A 19,402-nucleotide genomic window follows, 5' to 3' on the forward strand; every position below is an offset into this window, starting at 1 on the left:
CCGCGAAAAGCGGTGGCGGGCTTTGGTGTTGCGAATTACCGCGAGACTACTTGCGCAGCGAGGCCGGAACCTCGAAACGCTCGCCGTAGGTCTTGGCGAGGTAGTCCGCACGCTCCACGAAGGCCGCCTGGCCACCCGGGTAGCCGACGATGAACTGGTGCACACCACCGGTCCAGGCCGGGAAGCCGATGCCGAAGATCGAGCCGATATTGGCGTCGGCGGTGGTGGTCAGCACACCCTCGTCGAAGCACTTCTGGGTCTCGATCGCCTCGATGAACAGCATGCGGTCGATCAGATCCTGCAGCGGCACACCGAAGCCGGCGGTGGTCTGGAAGTGCTCACGCAGCCCCTGCCACAGGCCGATACGCTTGCCGTCCTCGTCGTACTCGTAGAAACCGGCCTTGCCCAGACGACCCGGGCGCCCCTGCTCGACCAGGTAGTTGATGACATCCTGCGCCGGGTGCCGCTTCACGGGGTTGCCCGCCTTCTCGGCGGCCGCAAGGGTCTCCTTGGCGATCTTCTGCATCAGCGTCAGGTTCAGCTCGTCCGACAGCTGCAGCGGCGCGGCGGGGTAGCCCGCCTGCAGACCGGCCTGCTCGATGGCGGCGGGCTCGATGCCGTCCTTGAGCATGGCGATCGCCTCGTTGACGAAGGTGCCGATCACCCGCGAGGTGAAGAAGCCGCGGCTGTCATTGACGACGATCGGGGTCTTCTTGATCGCGAGGGTGTAGTCGAATACCCGGGCCAACGCCTCATCGGAGGTCTTCTCGCCCCTGATGATCTCCACCAGCGGCATCTTGTCGACCGGCGAGAAGAAGTGGATGCCGATGAAGTCCTCCTGGCGCTTCACACCGGTCGCCAGACCGGTGATCGGCAGGGTGGAGGTGTTCGAGCCCAGCAGCGCGTCCGGGGTGACGGTGTCCTCGATCTCCTGGAACACCTTGTGCTTGAGCTCGGTGTTCTCGAAGACCGCCTCGATAACGAAGTCGACACCGGCGAAGTCGGCCACATCCGCGGTCGGCTTGATCCGGCCCAACAGCGCCTTGGACTTCTCCTCGGTGGTCTTACCACGAGAGAGGGCCTTGGCCTCGATCTTCTCGGAGTAGTTCTTGCCGCGCTCGGCCGCCTCGATGGTCACGTCCTTGAGCACGACCTCGTAGCCCGCCTTGGCCGAAACGTAGGCGATGCCGGCACCCATCATGCCCGCGCCGAGCACGCCGACCTTGCGGATCTCCTTCTTCGGGACATCCTTGGGCCGCGAACCGCCGTTGTTGATCGACTGCAGGTCGAAGAAGAACGCCTGGATCATGTTCTTCGCGACCGGGCCGGTCAGCAGCGAGACGAAGTAGCGCGATTCGATCAGCGACGCATTGTCGATATCGACCTGCGACCCCTCGACCGCGGCCGCCATGATGGCGCGCGGTGCGGGCATGTTGGTGCCCTTGAGCTGCTTGCGCAGGTTGGCAGGGAAGGCAGGGAGGTTGGCGGCGAAGGCCGGGCTGGACGGAGTGCCGCCCGGAATCTTGAAGCCCTTCTTGTCCCAGGGCTGTACGCCACCCTCCGGGTTGGCCTTGATCCACGCCTTGGCAGCGGGCACCAGCTCCGCGACCGAGCCGACGACCTCGTTGATCAGGCCGACCTCCTTGGCCTTTGCCGGACGGTACTTGTTGCCCTGCAGCAGGAACTGCATCAGCGCGCCCTGCAGGCCGAACATGCGCACGGTGCGGATGACACCGCCACCGGCGGGCAGCAGACCCAGGGTCACCTCGGGCAGGCCGAGCTGCACGCCCGGCACATCCGCGGCGATGCGGTAGTGGGTCGCGAGGGTGATCTCCAGGCCACCGCCGAGGGCGGCGCCGTTGATCGCCGAGACGACCGGCTTGCCCAGGGTCTCCAGCCGGCGCAGCGCCGACTTGATGGTGCCGAGCTCATCCATGAGGGCCTGGCCGTCTTCCGGGCCGACCTTCATCATGTTCTTCAGGTCGCCGCCGGCGAAGAAGGTCTTCTTCGCCGAGGTGAGCACCACGCCGGTGATGTTGTCCTTCTCGGCCTCCAGCCGGTCGACGGTGGCCGCCATCGACGTCTTGTACAGCTCGTTCATCGTGTTGGCGCCCTGGTTCGGGTCGTCCATCGTCAAAACGACGATGCCGTCCGAATCCTGCTCCCAACCGATCATGTTGGTTTCGCTCACAGCTCTTTGTCTCCTTGTTGTTCAATGGCGGCATTCGCGGGCCCTGCGTGCGCGCGTATTCCCTGCGGGGTACCGCCTTGACGGCTCCCCTGGGTTCCTTCGGGCCTGACGCTCATGCCGCCGGTTCAATGGCGGCATTCGCGGGCCCTGCGTGCGCGCGTATTTCTTGCGGGGTACCGCCTTGACGGCCCCCCTGGGTTCCTTCGGGCCGGACGCTCATGCCGCGCGAATTCTCAGCTGTCGGTTGGGTTTTCAGACGCGCTCGATGATCGTGGCGACGCCCATGCCGCCACCGATGCAGAGGGTGATCAGCGCGTAGCGGCCGTTGCGGCGCTCCAGCTCATCGACCATGGTGCCGGTGATCATGGCGCCGGTGGCGCCGAGTGGGTGGCCCATCGCGATCGCGCCGCCGTTGACGTTCAGCTTCTCATCCGGGATCTGCAGATCCTTCTGGAACTTCAGCACCACAGAGGCGAAGGCCTCGTTGATCTCGACCAGGTCGATGTCGTCGATGGTCAGGCCCGCCGTGGCCAGCGCCTTCTTGGCGGCCGGAGTCGGACCGGTCAGCATGATGGTGGAGTCGGCGCCGCTGGTGGCGGTCGCGACAATGCGCGCACGCGGGGTCAGGCCGGAGGCCTTGCCCGCCTCTTCCGAACCGACCAGCACCAGCGCGGCGCCGTCGACGATGCCCGAGCTGTTGCCACCGTGGTGGACGTGGTTGATCTTCTCGACGAAGTAGTACTTCTGCAGCGCGACCGCGTCGAAGCCGCCCATCTCGCCGACCGCGGCGAAGGACGGATTCAGCTTGGCGAGGTCCTCCGCGGTGGTGCCGGGACGGCGGTGCTCGTCGTGGTCGAGCACGATGATGCCGTTCTGGTCCTTGACCGGGACGACGGACTTGGCGAAGTAGCCGCCGGTCCACGCCTTGTCGGCGAGTTCCTGCGAGCGCACCGCGTAGGCGTCGACGTCATCGCGGCTGAAGCCCTCCATAGTGGCGATCAGGTCGGCCGAAACACCCTGCGGGACAAAGTAGGTGTCGTAGTTGGTGGCCGGGTCCAGAGCCCAGGCGCCACCGTCGGAGCCCATCGGCACACGGGACATGGACTCCACACCACCGGCGATGACCAGGTCGTCGAAGCCGGAGCGAACCTTCTGCGCGGCCAGGTTGACGGCCTCGAGGCCGGAGGCGCAGAAGCGGTTGAGCTGGAAGCCGCCGACGGTGTCGGGCAGGCCGGACACGGTCACGGCGGTGCGGGCGATATCGGCGCCCTGGTCACCCACCGGTGCGACCACGCCCAGGATCAGGTCGGAGATCCGGTCCTCGTCGAGGTTCGGGAAACGGCCGCGCAGCTCCTGGATCAGACCAACAGTCAGGTCGATCGGCTTGACCGAGTGCAGCGAACCGTTCTTCTTGCCGCGTCCGCGCGGGGTGCGGATGGCCTCGTAAATGTAGGCCTCAGTGGTCATATCGGAGTTTTCCTTCCTTAAGGGTGCGACGGCCGAACATTCGTCCGTCCATGCGAGTGACCTCGCCGGTCGACCCGGAGACCGACCGTCCTGACGCTGTACAAAAGTCGACAAGCAGCGGTGATAACAAGTCCCTATGGACACGCATGCCTGCGCATACCATAGAACGTCGCCACACCGCAGCTCGCGGCTACCCGTTCATACTACCGTCGAGCGCGAACTCCGGTTAACTTAACGTCCTGTGAACGATGGTTGTCAACTGTCCAGCCGTGTGGCACCCAGCTCACTTTTGAGCAACTCCAAGGCGACCTCATCCGGATCGCGCCGATCCCCGGGCGCCACCGGGGTCTGCGATTCGGCCAGCATTTCCTGCTCCTCCTCCGGTGTGGAGGGTGGCGGGACGCCATCTATCGGCGCGTAATCCATCGGTCCCGGATCATCCGGTAGATCCGGGTAATCGGGCGGCGGAATATCGTCGTCGCCGCGGAACGACCGGGCGTCACCACTCGGCGCGGACCGCTGACCCGTACCCGCCGGATCGGCGGCCGCCACCCTGGCCTGGCTCGGCCGCGAGAACCGCGGCAGCGCATCCGAACCACGTCCCGGATTGCCGGAGTCACGTCCCGGCGCATTAGTGGGCTGCTGCCCGGCCTGACCACGCCCCCGGTTCGCCTTCGGCGCGGCAGCCGCGGACCGAGGCGCGGCCCCACCAGCCTCCCATCGCACCGGATGATCGCTACCGAGCACGGCGCGCACCGCCGACCGCACCGCCTCCACATTCCGTGGATCCGACAGCCGCTGCGCCAATGGCGCATGCTGATGCGCGAATACGATCACCTCCCCCTCGATCCGCGACACCGACGCCCCCGACAACAACGCCTGCACGGTTGGTCCGAATTCTCGAACCTTCGCCCGAATCTCCCCCCAGGCCCCCTCCACCGTCCGCAGCAGATCCGCATCCCCGCCCTGCCGCTGTCCAGCGTCCGCACCGCTCAGCTCGGCCGCCGCACCTTGCGAACCACCCTGCTGTACGACACCTTGCGCGCCGCCCTGCTCCGCCGCCGCACCTTGCGAGACGCCCTGCTCCGCCGCACCACCCTGCCGCACGGCAGCAGGCCCCACGCCCGCAGCACCCGAGCCCGCCTCGGTCGTCGACTCATTCACTTGTGGGGCCGCACCAGCTCCGGTGCGATCCCCGACACCACGCACCGCAGCGTCTTCCTGCGCCGCGGCACTCATCGGCTCGCTCGCGTGCGCCGATGCGCCGGCCCCGGACGCCACCCGCCTCTGCGCACCTCGCTCGGACTGCTGGGCCGAAATCGACCACGCAGCTTCCGAATTCGACGCCGCCGCACCAGCGGAGTCGCGCTCCGGCGATGCAGTTGTATCGGAGACTGCCTGCACCCCTTCGGGTTCCAACAATCCACCAGCGGCCACCGAACCCGCGCCACCAGCAAACTCGGCCCCAACGCGACCGGGCCGGGCGGCTCGGTCCGCAGACTCGACGGCCGAGGACGAGGCGGCAGCCGCACCTCGGGCGCCATCGACCGGCGCAGCGCCAACCTCCGGCGAAGCAGCGAATCGTGCTTGTCCCTCGGACACCGCATCGACAGCTGCACCGCTTGTCCCGGCCGCAGTATCAACTCCGGCTGACGCTGGCGCGCCGACCTGTCCGGTGCTCGAATCCCGGTCGACGGCCGTACGGTTCGGAGCCGCACCTGTCTGTGTGTCACCGCGCTCCGCGGTCGAATCGCCCGGCACGAAAGCGAATCCCGCCTCCGCATCGCCTTGCCCTACGGCCGCGCTCTGCCCGGCAGCCGACTGCTGACGCTCGGCCGCAGCCTCCGCTGCCTGCGCTACCCCAGCGCTCTGTCCGACCGCCGGATCCTGCCCGCCAGCCAAGTTTTGGCTATCAATGCCGTACTCGACAGTTGCGTTCTCGCGATCGGCCGCGTCCTGCCCACCCACCGGTCCCGCCGCCTCGTTACCACGCCCAACAGTCGACTGCTGCTCCGCAGCCGCCGCACGCTCCGCAGGCAGGCTCGCCCCTGGGCCACCAGCCTGCGCCGAGCCACCAGCCTGCGCCGAGCCACCAGCCTGCGCCGAGCCACCAGCCTGCGCCGAGCCACCAGCCTGCGCCGGGCCACCAGCCTGCGCCGGGCCACCAGCCTGCGCCGGGCCACCAGCCTGCGCCGGGCCACTCGCCGAGCTCGTGCCCGCGCGAGTGGCGTCTTTTTCGCGGCGGGCGGCGGCGAGGAGTTCCGCGCCTCGGCGGCGTGGCGGTTCGTTGAAGGCGCGGGGCGGGGCCGACTGAGTGGCCGCTGGCTGGGCCGGGGCAGGCGCCGAGTCGGTGGGCTGGGCCGGGGCGGTTGGGGTGATCGCTCCGGTGGCTATGCCGCGTTCGAGGCGCTCCAGACGTTGCAGGGTTGCGGATTCGGCGTCGGACACCGATGGGAGGAGCATCCGGGCGCAGACGATTTCGAGCAGGAGGCGCGGGGCAGTGGCGCCGCGCATGTCGCCGAGGCCTTCGTGCAGGAGTTCGGCGTGCCGGGCCAGGGTAGCCGGGCCGGTGCGTTCGGCCTGTTCGCGCAGGCGCTCCAGGACATCGCCGGGGCCGGAGACCAGGCCGCGGTCGGCGGCGTCGGGGACGGCTTGCAGCAAGATCAGATCGCGCAGGCGCTCCAGCAGGTCAACGGCGAAACGGCGCGGATCGTGGCCCGCCTCCATGACGCGGTCGATGGTGCCGAAGAGGGCGGCACCATCGCTGGCGGCGAGCGCGTCGATCGCATCGTCGATCAGCGCGACATCGGTGACGCCGAGCAGCGAAACCGCCCGCGCGTAGGTGATGCCCTCGGGGCCGGCGCCCGCGAGCAGCTGGTCGAGCACACTGAGGCTGTCGCGCGGCGATCCACCGCCCGCGCGAATCACCAACGGGTACACCGCCTCCTCGACCGGCACCTGCTCCTGCTCGCAGATCTTGCCGAGCAGTCCGCGCATGGTCGCGGGCGGCAGCAGCCGGAACGGGTAGTGGTGTGTGCGGGAGCGGATGGTGGGCAGCACCTTGTCCGGCTCGGTGGTGGCAAAGATGAAGATCAGGTGGGCCGGCGGCTCCTCGACGATCTTGAGCAGCGCATTGAACCCGGCGGTGGTGACCATATGCGCCTCGTCGACGATGAACACCCGATACCGCGACTCCGCGGGCGCGTAGAAGGCCCGATCGCGCAGTTCACGGGTGTCGTCGACACCGCCGTGACTCGCCGCGTCCAGTTCGATCACATCGAGATTGCCCGGCCCACCCGGACCGAGCGCCACACACGACGGGCAGACGCCGCATGGTGTCGAGGTCGGGCCCTGTACACAGTTCAACGAGCGCGCAAGGATGCGTGCCGAGGAGGTCTTGCCACAGCCCCGGGGACCGGAGAACAGATAGGCATGACTGATGCGACCGGTGTCGAGCGCGATACTCAGCGGGTCGGTGACGTGCTCCTGACCCACCACTTCAGCGAACGTTGCCGGTCGGTACTTCCGGTACAGAGCCACGGCCAGAGGTTACCGGCGCCCACCGACAAAGCACATTCCCCTCGACCAACAGGCCGGGCGCGGCGTGCTGACAGGCACTTCCCGTCAGATATGTGATGTAGATCACATGATGCTCGAATCTCTGTTAGCCCCCACTGATCAGCGCCGAAGCCGGCAAAGTTGAAGCAATCGAAGATCCAGAACGGATGAAGAGCGAATTTTGGCGCCCGTCCAGTGCAATTGACGGCGATTAGCTGAACTCACGCCCCGGTTCGAGATCTATTTGCGGAGATAACGAATCAATCAACCAGCATGACATCGATGCAATCGCCTGGCTACCGTGGTTATCGGCAACTTCGGTAGCCAAACCTTCATCAGGTTGGTGGCCCCGGCCGGTCCCTCATCCCGACCGGGGCACAACCTGAGCTCCACAATTTACGGCGCTTTCCGCCGAACTCACACCACTCCCACCGGAGGATATTTCCACCGTGCCGTCGTGTGACCACATCGCCGCCGCCTGGCTTTCGAGCACAGATTTCGCCGACGACCACGCCGCCGTCGACCTGCTCAGCCGAGCGATCAGCCCCCAGGACTTCGCGATCAAGCGCGATTCGCTGCCGGTGGCCGCGGCCGCCGATCCGTCCACCTCCGCCGCCATCCTCGAGCTTCTGGAGCGCGGCCAGGTGCCGACCATGGCAGCCATCCGCACCCTCACCGCGCAGAACGAGATGCGCCGGGAGGCCGAACGCATCGAACGCCTCGGCCGCCGGGCTCAGCGCAGCATCGATGATTTCGGCCGCATACTGGCCCGGCTGGCCGAGGACTACTGGATCGCACATGGCACCGGCCCTACCCGACGCGACGTGCTGCAGTCCGAACCGGTGATGGTACTGATCCGGGAGCGGGTCGGCGATATCGCCCCGACCGCGGTGAAACACCTCTGGCTGATCGAACGCGCCCAGCGCGCCGGCTGGATAGCCTCCAATGCCAATCCCGGATCCCTTTGTGCCGCAAGGCGTTTCTACTCCGCCAAGTACGGCAACCGGGTCTCGCTGCGACCGGTCAATACGATCGGCACGATCGTCGCGATGTACCTGCGCGACTATCAGGCCGAACACGACCGCCCGCCGCGCTGGTCCACCCTCGCCCACGACCTGCGCGACGACCGCGGCCGCCGGCTCTTCCACGACACCGCCGACGCCCGCATCCAGCGCCGGTGGCTCACCACCGCCGAATGGATGGCCGAGCAGGACGACCTGCCGGTTCCCGGACGACGCGGCCTGCGCGCCTTGGCCAAGAAGGCGCGGCGCTGAAGTGTCTCGGCCGATACGCCCAGCAGCGCTCGGGCCGCTGTGACCATTCGGTAGCGGAGACCGCGTATGCCGAAGGGGTGCACGGACATGCGCCGCGGCGCTTCGGCAAGGGCTTTTCGGGCAGCCGCAGGGTGACGATCACTGATCGAAGCTAGGAAACTTCGTTCGAAGGCGCCTTCCAGGTATTGCACTGGAACGTCCGGTTGTACCTGTTCCCCTGGGCGTACCAGTTGCCGTAGCTCTGTTCGGTGCCATGGTCTCGGGCGTCACCGGGGCTGTCGCCACGATGGTAGTTATCGGAGAGGATGCGCTGGGCCTGCGCCATGGTGATCGTTCCGACGTAAGTGGCCGACCCGGTGAACATGCCCGCGAAGCATTGGGCTTCCAACTCCGTCCGCCGCGCGACCTCCAGCCCGGCCGCGCTGCGAGCCCCGGCGTCGGACCGATCGCTGTGCGCCTTAGCCAAGATGCCGCTGAGTGCCTGGACATGGTGACCGTATTCATGCGCGAATACGGTCAGGAAGATGGCCCAGTCGTTGGGGTCCTCGTTCCGGATCACCGCATCCACAGGCAGGTAAATCGTCTTGTTCGTCGAGCAATAGAACGCAGCTACATTCGCCGAGCTACCACCACACGGTGACGACGCATCCGCGGCGCGCGCGGGGACGCTCAAACTCGGTGCCGAGAACGGCAAGTTCGCAGCGGAAAGTACGGGCCGCCACATCTGACCGAGGCACTCGGACGCCGCTCGGAAGAACGGTAGCGCCGCCTCGACATTGGGGGCCCATTGCGGGAAGTCGCAGTTGACGTTGCTCAACCCGGAGCTGTCATCGCTGAACAGCGGATTCTCCCCGAGCGCGGCAACCGGTTGCGGCCCAGCGGGTTTCGTTGTGGTCGGTGCGGCGGCGCGGCTGGTGGTCGCCGCCGCGGCGCGCGTTGTCGGGCTGGGGGCGGAGGTCGACGACGTCGGCGGGTTGTAGGTGTAGCTCGGCGTCGGCGGGGTGTAGGCCGATGGACGGTGCCGCTTCTTCTCGTTATCGGCCGCAATCGCCGAAGAGACAAGCAGTCCGACGACCAAGACGCTGACCGTCAGCACACCGAACAGTGCGCTGAGTCCCGCACCCGAGCTCCGGCGGCGCGGTGGGTACGGACGCGGCGGATAACCCGGCCGCTGATGCGGTATCGGCGGGCCGTACGGTGCCGCGTACGGCGGACAGTAACCGGGCGGATACCCCTGTGGCGGACCATATCCCGGCGGTTGCTGATAACCGGGTGCGGGTTGATACCCCGGTGCCGGCTGGTACGCGGGCGGCGAACCAGGGCCGTAGGGCGGCCGCGTCATCTACTCACGACACCGAGCTGGCGGATGCGGTGAATGTATTGCACTGTGCCGCATGGCCTTTGTCCACGCCGATCTCGAACCAGGTGCCACCGTTGTCCGCGGTCCCGTGATCGCGCATATCGCCGCGCTGGTCACCGCGGCCGTGTGCGTCGCGGCGGGCAAGGGTGATCTGTGCCGTGGTCAACGAACCGCCATCGGCTGAGGAACCGACGTACATGCCGTCGAAACAGTTGGCCTGCAACTCGATTCGACGCGACAGCTCCAGCCCCTTTTCACTGCGCACGCCCGCGTCTACGCGATCGCTATTGGCCTTGCGCAGGATTCCGGACATGGCCTGGACGTGGTGGCCGTACTCGTGCGCGAAGACCGACAGGTAGATGATCCAGTTGTCCTTGAACAGATCGGTCTGCAGCTGGCTGAGTGGCATGTAGATCGTCTTGTTCGCCGGACAGTAGAACGCGGCGAAATTACTGGTGGAACCGGTGCACGGGGTGGTTATGCCGTCCGTGCTTGCGCTGACATTCAGTGTCGGCGATTGGAACGGCAGATTCTTCTGTGCCAGTACGGGTTTCCACGCCGCCTCCAGGCAGCTCGCGGCGGTCTCGAAGAACTTGCGCGCGGTGTCCACCCGCGTGCTCCACGGCGAGTAAGCGCATTTCGCCGGGATCAAGGTGGCGTTCGGATCGGTCAGCAGTGGATTCGTTCCGGTCTCCGCTACGCCGCCATTCGAATCCGGGGTGTAGGTCATGCTCGGGGCGGCGCCGGACGCGGTATTGCTGCCCCTGCCGTGCCAAATCGCGCCACGTACCAGGCCACCCGCGACCACGAAGACGACGATCAACAGCAGCGCGATCCATCCGCCGCCGCCCTTGCGTTTCTGCGGCCGCCGATGTCCGGAGGGACCGTAGGGCATCGGCGGCGGCATCGGCACACGCTGTCGGTATCCGGGCGCCGGATGACCAGGCTGTTGGCCATAACCGGGCGGCGGAGCATGACTGGGCTGCTGGCCGTAACCGGGCGGATAACCCGGCTGCTGGCCATATCCGGGCTGACCCGGCGCTGGACGATATCCGGGCTGCCCATGCGGCGAACCGACGCCGGGGCGCGGCGGAACCGATTGTCCACCAGGCGGAACCGGCCGGTAGCCGTATGGTGGTTGGGTCACGTCCCCCGTACCCCCTCATCTCATGATCGCCTACAGCCGCTGACGCAGCTTAGCAACTTGTCTAGAGTAGGCAGTCATGCTGACTTTACGGGGGGGCACCGCGAGCGTGCTGCTTCTCGCCGCCGCGGGAATGCTGGCCGCCGCACCGGTTGCCCACGCCGAGCCCGCAACCGATGGCGTCGATATCGTCGCAGATCTGAAACTGAGCCGCGAGGGCGTGCTCGAGGTCACCGAGAACGTGGTCGTCCCCGCCGACGGCAGCTTCAAAATGACACTGCCACTGCGCCTCAAGGTCGGCGAAGACGTCGAACGCGTCTTCAAAGTCACCGATATCGATACCAAGGGCACCGGCACCGCCACGGTCGCGAACGATCTGTTCACCATCGATGCCAAGCCGGGTGAATCGACCTTCACCTACGCGATCCACAACACGGTCAGCGACGCACCCGGCACCCAGGTCTTCCGCTGGCTCGGCACCATCAATGCCGATGTCGCATCGATCGACGCATCCCTGATCAGCCCGAGCTACGAAATGGGCGTGGTGGACTGCAAACTCGGCCCGCCCGGTAATCTGCGGCAGTGCTCCGATCTGCAGATCGAATCGGACGGGGTGCTCTACTGGCGCCAGACCGACCTGCGCAAGGGCGACAATATCGACCTGACGCTGCAGCTGCCGCCCGGCACGGTGCCCGCCAATGCCGATATTCGTGACAACAGCGAGGCGGGTGCCTTCTCCTTCACGACTCCGGTGCTCGTCGCGTTCGGTGTGCTGCTGCTCGCACTGGCCGCAATGGCGGCCTACGTGTTCAAGACCAGGCGGGAAAACGCCGCCGCCGCAACCAGTTCGGAGCTGATCGACCCGCTGCTGCGCGACGGTAGGCAGGTCCAGTTCACCTCCCCGGACGGCATTCTGCCCGGCGAGGCGGGCGTATTGCTCGACGAACATGTCGATCCGAGCGATATCGCCGCGACGGTGATCGACCTCGCCGTGCGCCGGTACATCTGGATCACACCGGTCAGCGATAGCGATTGGCGCATCGATCGGGTGAACGCGCCCGATGACCAACTGCGCGATTACGAGAAGGCGGTCTACCGCGCAGTGCTACCGGACGGCACCGATTCGGTGACCGTCGGGCAGTTGCGCGCGCCGGGCCGCGTGCAGTCGCAGCCGGTGCGCAGCGCGATGCAGGCCGATGCGGTCGAGCGTGGTGCCTTCATTGATCGGGCCCGCATCGGCCTGCCGGTCCTGTTGGGTGGGGCACTGATCGTCGGCGGTATCGCCGCGACCGTTGCCTTGGCGCTCACCTCGGGCAGCGCACTGGTCGGTGTCGCGATCCTGCTCGCCGGCGTCGCGACCGTACTGCTGCCACGCTTCCTACCGGTCCGCACGGCCCAGGGCCGCGAACTCGTCCGCCAGATCCGCGGCTTGCAGCGCGGCCTCGACGCCACCACCCGCGACCAGATCCCGCCCGCCGACCAGGAATTGGTCTTCTCCAGAGCGCTGCCGTTCATGGTGATCGTCGGCCGCGCCGACAACTGGATCCGCGCCTTCCGCGACCTGAACCTCGCCGCCGACTCCCAGCCCGGCCTCTATTGGTTCGGCACCTTCGAACGCGACCGCAACCTGCAACGCTTCGCTGGCCACTTCCCCTACTTCATCACCGCCCTTGAAGGACTCTTCGCATAGCGCGGGGTGACGATGCCGGGCCACTTGGTGGCTAGTCGACTCGTCGGCTAGACGACTTCTGGTCCCAGCGCGCGGGTGAGGTGTATCAACCGATCGGCACGCTCAGTGACAAAGCCGAGGAGGACGAGCCGGAGATCCCGGTTGCATCGGACGGCGGCGAACGCAGTCGTGCGTGCGAGGCCAGAACGGTTCTGGTTGGATCCGCACGATGCGGTCGAGGATCTCGGGCACACCTCTTCCGTGCCGAACTCGGCCACACCGACGCCAGCGCAGATATGCGTCGGCGTGGCCGCTGTCAGGCCAGATCATCCGATGGCCCTCGATGGGACAGGCCCACAGCCGTTGCAGTATCCGTATGGCGCCACTCGGCGCGTCGTCAGTGGGTGCAAGCGCGTTCGATCAGGGCGACCACCTCTGAGGAGTTGTCTACCTGGATGACCAGTCGTGCGTAGCGTTCGTCGGCCAACTCGATGACCACGGCTTTGGCGGGGTCACGGATGTCCCAGAACACGCGCTCGCCATCGACGTGAAAGGTTCCGGCGGTGATCACACCGGGCATATAGGTGCCGGCCGTTCGAATGCCCTTGCGTTCCTTAGTGATTCCTGGATCTGCGGTGGCGCCGCGGACATTCGTCAAAGGGATCACCAAGCGGCTCTTCAAGGCCCAGAGTTTGTCCCAGCCTTCGAGTTGGATCACCAGATCGGTATCCGCGATAGCGACCTCGGCCACGTCATTCTCCTTCTTTCATCTTCACTGATCGGTCTGTCTGCCCGGTCCATTCGGCCGTAGGTGAGCCACCTCGTCACCGACACAGACCCGCAACCGAAGTCCCAGCAACGTCGCTGTCGACACCGTTCCATTGCCCAGCACTGCGGTGTAGCCGTCGAGTTCGGCGAAAGCGCCTGCCACCTCCGCCGCGATCTCCGGATCGGCGCGGCCCTGCTCGATAGCCGCCATCAGCAACAGATCGAGGGCGCCGATCTCGTCGGAAGTCACTGCCCTGCAGAGGTTCTGCAGGGGATCGGCGGCGGACATCGCCTGCATGATCTGCCGCCGCGCGGCCCGCAATGCCCGAAGGTAAAGCCCCCGTTTGCTGCCGAACGTGCGGTACAAGCTGTTGCGGTGGATGCCCAGATCACCGACAAGGTCGTCAATCGACACGGCATCGAAACCGCGGCGGGCGAACAGTCGCGCTGCCGATTCGACGACCGTCTCCTCATCGAATGCTCTCGGTCGTGGCATGGCTTGACCGTACGATATATGGGAATGATCAGTCAAGAATGATCGTTCCCGAATGAGGGCACCTTCTACGCAGGTTCCCAGAAGGAAGCCGACCGGCGGAGGATAGGGCTATCGAATGACCGAGGTGCGCGAGGACAGGCGCCGCACGTATCGCGCGCAGCATACGCCGCACCAGCTAGGTCGACGCGTGGGCAGCGACATCATCGAGAACTCCCGAGCAGACGGGGCCGTTGTCACAGGTCAGCTGCACCAGGTGGGTGCCGTCTACGAACCAGTGCAGCGCCAGCACCGCCTGGTCGACAGTCCGGCTTCCGCCAGCGGCCGCCCCGGCGTCGACACTCGGTCGCCAGCAGCCCCGGCCACGAACTCGACGGTGGCCGCGGCGATCGGCAGCACAGCCGTGTATCTCACACTTGGGGGTGGCACCGCACAGCGCTGCCACCCCAGCACTGACTTCGATAGAGGACCTAGTCGGACAGTGCGGTGCGGCGGCGGATTGCGGAGAGGGGGTCGGCGTAGATGATGCTGAGGGAGGTGACCACCGCGGCGAATTCCTGGACCTTGCCGCCGAATCCGCTGATACGGATATCGGTCGGCGGGAGCTGGGAGGACTGGGTGAAGGCGCGGGCGACGTGGGCGACCGCGGGTCGGTAGCCGGTGAAGGCTTGGCCGCCGAGGATCACCCGATCCGGATTGAGCATGTCGCGAACCATCGCGACGGTGTGCCCGAGGATGGTGGCACGCTCGGCGAGCAGTTCCTTGGCATCGGCCGCGCCCGCATCGGCGGCGCGGTACAGGTCGGCGATGGTGGTGCCGCCGGTGCCCTTGTGCGCCGGAATGATCCCGCGCCCAACGGCTCTGGCGTGCAGCGACCGATCACTGACGGTCACCTCGAGGCAGCCGCGCCGTCCGCAGGCGCATTCGACATCGGAGCCGGTCGGGAAGTGCGCGATCGAACCAGGACCGCTGCTGCCGGTATGCACCCGGCCGTCCAAAGTCACGGCGATACCGGCGGTTTCGCGAACGTAGAAGTACAGGCTGCTGCCCGCACCACTGGTTCCCACACCATTGCGCTCGGCATCACGCGGCTCGCCGGTCGGCAACAACAGCTCCGACGCGGCCATGGCCTCGACGTGCGGCGCGACCGAAATCGGCAGCTCGAGCACCTCGCCGAGCACCGAACCGACCTGCGCGCCTTGCCAAGCCAACTTGGGATGATCGACGATACCGGTCGCGGGATCGACCCGCCCGCCGATGGCCACACCGGCCCACAGCGGTCTACGCCGATGCCAGCGCTGCAGGAAGGCCTTGGCGCTGCGCGCGACTGTCGTGATCGCAAAGTCTTGACCGGTCTGCGGCGTCGCGATCGCCAGCCCACCGAGGATGCGCCCGCGCAGATCGGCCGCGACGATCTTGGTGACCGCGGCACCGATGTGGATGCCGAGGGTCAGATAGGAATCGTGGTCGATTTCGAACGGCACCCGCGGACGCCCGACCGCACCCGATGCGGTCAGATCGGGGCGCTCGCGCAGCAGTCCGGCAGCCAATAGCGCCGATACCTGACGGTTGACCGTCGCGATGCTCAAACCCGTTGTGCGCGCGGCATTGTCACGGGAGACCGGACCGCCGGTCGCGGCGCGCAGCACGGCCGCCGCCGGATTGTCGGTGATGCGCAACTCCGGCGCGATGACCGGACGCTGGACCCGGACACGACCGGTGACAACCCTGGAAGCAGATCGATCAAGGGTGGGGAGGGACATATGCAGATTCCTTGCTGAAGTCCCGTACCACGGGACGTGCCTACACGTGCGGCGACGGGGCAGCGCACGAGCCGAAGGAGCGACTCAGCTGCAGCAGGAACAACACAGTTCGCGAGTCAACGGCAGTCGCAACCCCAGCGCGGCGGTCACGTAGGTGACCCGCAGTGCGGTCGGACGGCTCGAAGACATGGGATCAAAGTTAACACCGAAATCGCCACGTACCAAGCCCTGTCGGCGGACCGGGAACTCTTCGGATGCGTGCTTCGTTCCGAAATCCTTGGCGCGCACCGGGTTCCGAACGAAATGTGGCCCAGAGCACGATGTGGCCGAAAAAGCCGAATGGGGCCGCCGCGTCGGGCCGCCCACCGATCTGACCGGAGGTCTGCACCAGTCCGGAGGCCAAGCCCTGCTCATGGTCGGCGATGCCCTCGATGGCCTGCACCATGACCGAGGCGAAGCCGAGCGCGAAGTCCAGGCCGAACGACAGGAATGCGGGAAGATAGTCCACGGCATAGGTCGGGTCGGCGCTACCGCCGAAGGAGATGAACTGACGTACCCGATCACGAATGAGGTCATAGAGGCCGTGATCATCGGCGTGGTACCAACGCAAGTAATTGCGTGCATATAAAAGGGCTGGTCACGCGAGGAGGCCCCGCCCGGCCAAGAGGTACTGGGCGGGGTCCGTGGCGGCGGGATCAGCCCGGGTAGACGTAATGCTTGGGACCGAAGTGGCCGGTTCCGCTGGACCCGGCGTATGGCACGTCGAGCGGGACGATGTTGAGCTTGTGCGGATTGCCGTCGAGGTCCGCTTGCCAGCAATCCTGCTGTACCCCATGGAAGCTGGTGCAAACGATCCGGGTGCTGGTCCCGAACGGTGAGGTCAACCGGTTCCGGTCGGAAAGAGGATTCCAGTAATCGGGATCGGATTGGACCGCGAAGTTCTTGGTCTCATAAACCCCCAGTGCGCCGCCGCCCGACGGCCAATCATCGGCAGCGGCGGTACCCGCTCCGATCAGCAGCGTGGCACCGGCGCTTGCGGAGAGTAGGGCGATCCGCAGAACATGCTTGATCTCGAAGTTCATCACTATCCCTTCTACTTCCAGAGTCTGAAGAGCCTGAGCATGCCAGCCCGCGTCGGATCCGGCTTCCCGAACACAAGAAGGCCCGCCCAGTCGAGAGGTAACTGGGCGGGGGCCGGTTTCCGTGGCGACGGTGCAGCCACGGATGCCGTACGACCTATTTGGCCGGAACGAACGGCTGATTGACCGTGGTGAAGTACTGGATCGCCGCACCGATCGCGACCGGTGCGGTCACGAGGATCTGACCGGCCAGGGTGCCGAGTGCGCCGACGGCGATGATGCCGCCGAGGCAGCCGACGGCGGCGGCCGGGATGAACGGGCCGAACAGGCCGATGATGGTGGCCGAGGCGACCGTCGCACCGGCGATACCGCCGAGCACGCAACCCGCCGCACCGCCGACGAGACCGCCGACCAGCGTGCCGATGGTGGCCGCCGCCGAGATGGTGCTCGTCAGGCGGGTCCAGGCCGCGACCTCACGGTCGTATTCGGTCTTCCACGGCGCCTTGTCCTCATACGGCAGCGCGACCGGCTGGTAGACCGCGTGTTCGCGATCGATCTGCGGGGTCAAGATCGCGGTGCGATCGGAAATCTGTGCGGCGATGGGGAATTCGAAGTCATCGATCCGGAACCGCAGCGGGGTCCCCGCGACTACGGTGCCGTCGGCTGCCTTGATCTCGAAGACATCACCCTCGACCGCCAGCGAACCCGCGTCGGTCTTGATGATCGATGAATCATTGACCGCTTCGGCGGTGAAATTGATTGCGTCATTGCCGCTTTCGGTCGTGGCCGGGGCGGCGCCGGAGGTGCCCGCGGCTACTCCGGTCGCCATGGTCACCAGCGCCGCGACGACGGCGAGCTTCCTCATCCTCATGTCCTACAGTCCCTCATCTCGGTATTGCTATCGAGAGGAAGCATCGACGAGGACTCAATCGGGCACGAGGGAAAAATGCAGTCGGATTCGAATAGACGAGCCCACAGCGACCTCAGGACTTCTTGGCGGCGGCCTTCATCTGCTTCTTGAAAGCCCTTACCTCCAAAAGGGATTCGCCGTCGACAATATCGGCGGCCGAGCGCCGGGAGCCCGGTTCGGAGTAGGCGCCGGCCGCCGCTTCCCACCCTTTCGGCTGCACGCCGAGCTGCTTGCCGAGCAGCGCGAGGAAGATCCTGGCCTTCTGATCGCCGTAGCCGGGCAGATTCTTCAGTCTGCGCAGCACCTCTTTGCCGTCCGGATCGCCTTGGGTCCAGATGCGTTCAGTCTTGCCGTCGTAATGCTCGACCACATAGCGCGCAAGTTCCTGGGTGCGGCGAGCCATGGATCGGCCGTAGCGATGAATGGCGGGCGGAGTCGCGCACAGTTCTTCGAATGCCTCGGTATCGGCGTCGGCGATCCGCTGGATATCGAAGCCGTCCATGCGGTCGGCGATCTTCTTCGGCCCGCGGAAGGCATGTTCGAGCGGGAACTGCTGATCGAGCAGCATGCCCGTCAGCAACGCGAAGGAATCCTCGGAAAGGAGTTGGTCCGCCGCCGGTTCCTGGGCAAGGCACAGCTTGACAGTCGCGGACTTCGCTTTGGCCACGGGACTTCCTTTCGCTGGTACCAGACGCTGTCGATCATCTCACTTGGCGCCGCTGGCGACTGCTTGCAGGTCGATAGAAAGGGTCGGCCACATGGTCCGGCCCACCCGGATCGGTGGCATGACCGAATCGTGACCGACCTCACAGACCTGCCGTGCGATGCGGTCGGCACCGAAGTAGGCTCAGCGCCATGCCTCAGACGACGGCAATACAAAGAGACGGAATCGTGCCCATGAATATGCAGGGGTTACGCCCGGATCGCTTCGATAGCGCGGGCCAGGATCAGTTGGTCGACGTGCGGGATCTGCAGGCAGCACTGCCGGGCATCCGCCGACTACGCACGTGGGCACATCAAGCATTGGCACTACAGCCCGGCGAGAGTGCGATCGATATCGGATCGGGCACCGGCTCGGAGGTCATGGCCTTCGCGGATGCGGTCGGCCCGACCGGCACCGCGGTCGGCGTCGAACCCGATCCGCATCTGCTCGCCTCCGCCGAACGCCGCGCCGAACAGGCCGGTTCGACGGCCAAATTCCATTCCGGCGACGCCTACGGGCTGCCATTCGGCGCGAACACCTTCGACGCCGCGCTCTGCGAGCGGGTGTTCCAGCATCTGACCGCACCGAATCGCGCGGCCAACGAGATCGCCCGGGTGCTCGAGCCCGGTGGCCGCGTCGTGGTGATGGACAGCGACTGGGGCACGGCAATCGTGCATCCCGGCGACCGACCGGTGGTGCGCGAAGTCATCGACACCCTCATCGCCGCGACCACCAACCCCTTCTCCGGCCGCAGGCTGCCCGGACTGCTGACCAAGGCGGGCCTGGTGATCGACGAGGTCGGCTCGCACGCCCTGGTACAGGACCGAACGGTCGGCGCGGGCGCGCTGGTGAACCGCATCTCGGCCATGGCGGTCGCGCGCGGTTCCATCACCAAGGCACAGCGCGACCAGCTGATCGCGGATCTGGAACGGGGCGCCGAAAGCGGTGACGTCCACCTGTCGGTGACCATGTTCGCGGTGCTGGCCCATAAACCCCGCTGATATTCGAGCGAAAACACAACGG

The 19,402-nt window shown here is 66.3% G+C and carries 15 protein-coding genes; 3 read left to right on the top strand and 12 right to left on the bottom strand.

Annotated elements, in window-relative coordinates:
• Nucleotides 1-46: 46 nt before the first annotated feature.
• The 3 genes from AB0J29_RS28015 to AB0J29_RS28025 form a co-directional block, all read right to left on the bottom strand.
• Nucleotides 47-2,191: a 3-hydroxyacyl-CoA dehydrogenase NAD-binding domain-containing protein gene (locus AB0J29_RS28015; protein WP_364792588.1), complete on the bottom strand. Its 2,145-nt coding sequence runs from the start codon at nt 2,189-2,191 to the stop codon at nt 47-49.
• A gap of 252 nt (nt 2,192-2,443) precedes the next feature.
• Nucleotides 2,444-3,658 (bottom strand): acetyl-CoA C-acetyltransferase, encoded by a 1,215-nt coding sequence (locus tag AB0J29_RS28020; protein ID WP_364792591.1) that lies wholly within the window; start codon nt 3,656-3,658, stop codon nt 2,444-2,446.
• Between the two features lie 255 nt (nt 3,659-3,913).
• Nucleotides 3,914-7,198, bottom strand: coding sequence for a DNA polymerase III subunit gamma and tau (locus AB0J29_RS28025; protein ID WP_364792594.1), 3,285 nt, complete (start codon nt 7,196-7,198; stop codon nt 3,914-3,916).
• Nucleotides 7,199-7,665: 467 nt separating this feature from the next.
• Between AB0J29_RS28025 and AB0J29_RS28030 the strand changes: the two genes are divergently transcribed.
• The gene (locus AB0J29_RS28030) at nt 7,666-8,490 is read left to right on the top strand and encodes a hypothetical protein (RefSeq protein WP_364792597.1); all 825 of its coding nucleotides are present in this window, start codon (nt 7,666-7,668) and stop codon (nt 8,488-8,490) included.
• Nucleotides 8,491-8,641: 151 nt separating this feature from the next.
• Here the strand turns inward: AB0J29_RS28030 and AB0J29_RS28035 are convergent, their stop codons facing one another.
• Together AB0J29_RS28035 and AB0J29_RS28040 are read right to left on the bottom strand one after the other, a co-directional pair.
• Nucleotides 8,642-9,832: a neutral zinc metallopeptidase gene (locus AB0J29_RS28035; protein ID WP_364792600.1), complete on the bottom strand. Its 1,191-nt coding sequence runs from the start codon at nt 9,830-9,832 to the stop codon at nt 8,642-8,644.
• Nucleotides 9,833-9,836: 4 nt separating this feature from the next.
• A complete protein-coding gene (locus AB0J29_RS28040; RefSeq protein ID WP_364792603.1) occupies nt 9,837-10,757 on the bottom strand; it encodes a neutral zinc metallopeptidase in 921 nt (306 codons plus the stop codon).
• Between the two features lie 316 nt (nt 10,758-11,073).
• On the opposite strand from AB0J29_RS28040, the gene AB0J29_RS28045 reads away from it, so the two are divergent.
• Nucleotides 11,074-12,684 (top strand): DUF2207 domain-containing protein, encoded by a 1,611-nt coding sequence (locus AB0J29_RS28045; protein ID WP_364792606.1) that lies wholly within the window; start codon nt 11,074-11,076, stop codon nt 12,682-12,684.
• A gap of 376 nt (nt 12,685-13,060) precedes the next feature.
• On the opposite strand, the gene AB0J29_RS28050 is transcribed toward AB0J29_RS28045, so the two are convergent.
• From AB0J29_RS28050 to AB0J29_RS28080, 7 genes are all read right to left on the bottom strand, one after another.
• On the bottom strand, nt 13,061-13,414 hold the full coding sequence (locus AB0J29_RS28050; protein WP_364792609.1) for a hypothetical protein: 354 nt from the start codon (nt 13,412-13,414) through the stop codon (nt 13,061-13,063).
• Between the two features lie 21 nt (nt 13,415-13,435).
• A complete protein-coding gene (locus tag AB0J29_RS28055; protein WP_364792612.1) occupies nt 13,436-13,927 on the bottom strand; it encodes a helix-turn-helix domain-containing protein in 492 nt (163 codons plus the stop codon).
• A gap of 467 nt (nt 13,928-14,394) precedes the next feature.
• Nucleotides 14,395-15,687 carry an ROK family protein gene (locus tag AB0J29_RS28060; RefSeq protein ID WP_364792615.1) on the bottom strand — a complete coding sequence of 431 codons (1,293 nt, stop codon included), beginning with the start codon at nt 15,685-15,687 and terminating at the stop codon, nt 14,395-14,397.
• A 199-nt stretch (nt 15,688-15,886) separates the two neighbouring features.
• Nucleotides 15,887-16,297, bottom strand: a complete 411-nt coding sequence (locus AB0J29_RS28065) for a hypothetical protein (RefSeq protein WP_364792618.1) — start codon at nt 16,295-16,297, stop codon at nt 15,887-15,889.
• Nucleotides 16,298-16,382: 85 nt separating this feature from the next.
• Nucleotides 16,383-16,769: a hypothetical protein gene (locus AB0J29_RS28070; protein ID WP_364792621.1), complete on the bottom strand. Its 387-nt coding sequence runs from the start codon at nt 16,767-16,769 to the stop codon at nt 16,383-16,385.
• A gap of 154 nt (nt 16,770-16,923) precedes the next feature.
• Nucleotides 16,924-17,637: a hypothetical protein gene (locus AB0J29_RS28075; protein WP_364792624.1), complete on the bottom strand. Its 714-nt coding sequence runs from the start codon at nt 17,635-17,637 to the stop codon at nt 16,924-16,926.
• Nucleotides 17,638-17,749: 112 nt separating this feature from the next.
• Nucleotides 17,750-18,343, bottom strand: a complete 594-nt coding sequence (locus AB0J29_RS28080) for an HhH-GPD-type base excision DNA repair protein (protein WP_364792627.1) — start codon at nt 18,341-18,343, stop codon at nt 17,750-17,752.
• Between the two features lie 230 nt (nt 18,344-18,573).
• Between AB0J29_RS28080 and AB0J29_RS28085 the strand changes: the two genes are divergently transcribed.
• The gene (locus AB0J29_RS28085; RefSeq protein WP_364792685.1) at nt 18,574-19,380 is read left to right on the top strand and encodes a methyltransferase domain-containing protein; all 807 of its coding nucleotides are present in this window, start codon (nt 18,574-18,576) and stop codon (nt 19,378-19,380) included.
• Nucleotides 19,381-19,402 lie beyond the last annotated feature (22 nt).

This window comes from Nocardia sp. NPDC049707 (assembly GCF_040674855.1).
Lineage (GTDB): Bacteria > Actinomycetota > Actinomycetes > Mycobacteriales > Mycobacteriaceae > Nocardia.

What these genes read in the sequence shown, in the direction of transcription:
- AB0J29_RS28045 (WP_364792606.1), top strand. Translation starts at nt 11,074, where the DNA reads ATGCTGACTTTACGGGGGGGCACCGCGAGCGTGCTGCTTCTCGCCGCC.
- AB0J29_RS28055 (WP_364792612.1), bottom strand. Translation starts at nt 13,927, where the DNA reads ATGCCACGACCGAGAGCATTCGATGAGGAGACGGTCGTCGAATCGGCA.
- AB0J29_RS28020 (WP_364792591.1), bottom strand. Translation starts at nt 3,658, where the DNA reads ATGACCACTGAGGCCTACATTTACGAGGCCATCCGCACCCCGCGCGGA.
- AB0J29_RS28070 (WP_364792621.1), bottom strand. Translation starts at nt 16,769, where the DNA reads ATGAACTTCGAGATCAAGCATGTTCTGCGGATCGCCCTACTCTCCGCA.
- AB0J29_RS28060 (WP_364792615.1), bottom strand. Translation starts at nt 15,687, where the DNA reads ATGTCCCTCCCCACCCTTGATCGATCTGCTTCCAGGGTTGTCACCGGT.
- AB0J29_RS28040 (WP_364792603.1), bottom strand. Translation starts at nt 10,757, where the DNA reads ATGCCGCCGCCGATGCCCTACGGTCCCTCCGGACATCGGCGGCCGCAG.
- AB0J29_RS28075 (WP_364792624.1), bottom strand. Translation starts at nt 17,637, where the DNA reads ATGAGGATGAGGAAGCTCGCCGTCGTCGCGGCGCTGGTGACCATGGCG.
- AB0J29_RS28035 (WP_364792600.1), bottom strand. Translation starts at nt 9,832, where the DNA reads ATGACGCGGCCGCCCTACGGCCCTGGTTCGCCGCCCGCGTACCAGCCG.
- AB0J29_RS28085 (WP_364792685.1), top strand. Translation starts at nt 18,574, where the DNA reads ATGAATATGCAGGGGTTACGCCCGGATCGCTTCGATAGCGCGGGCCAG.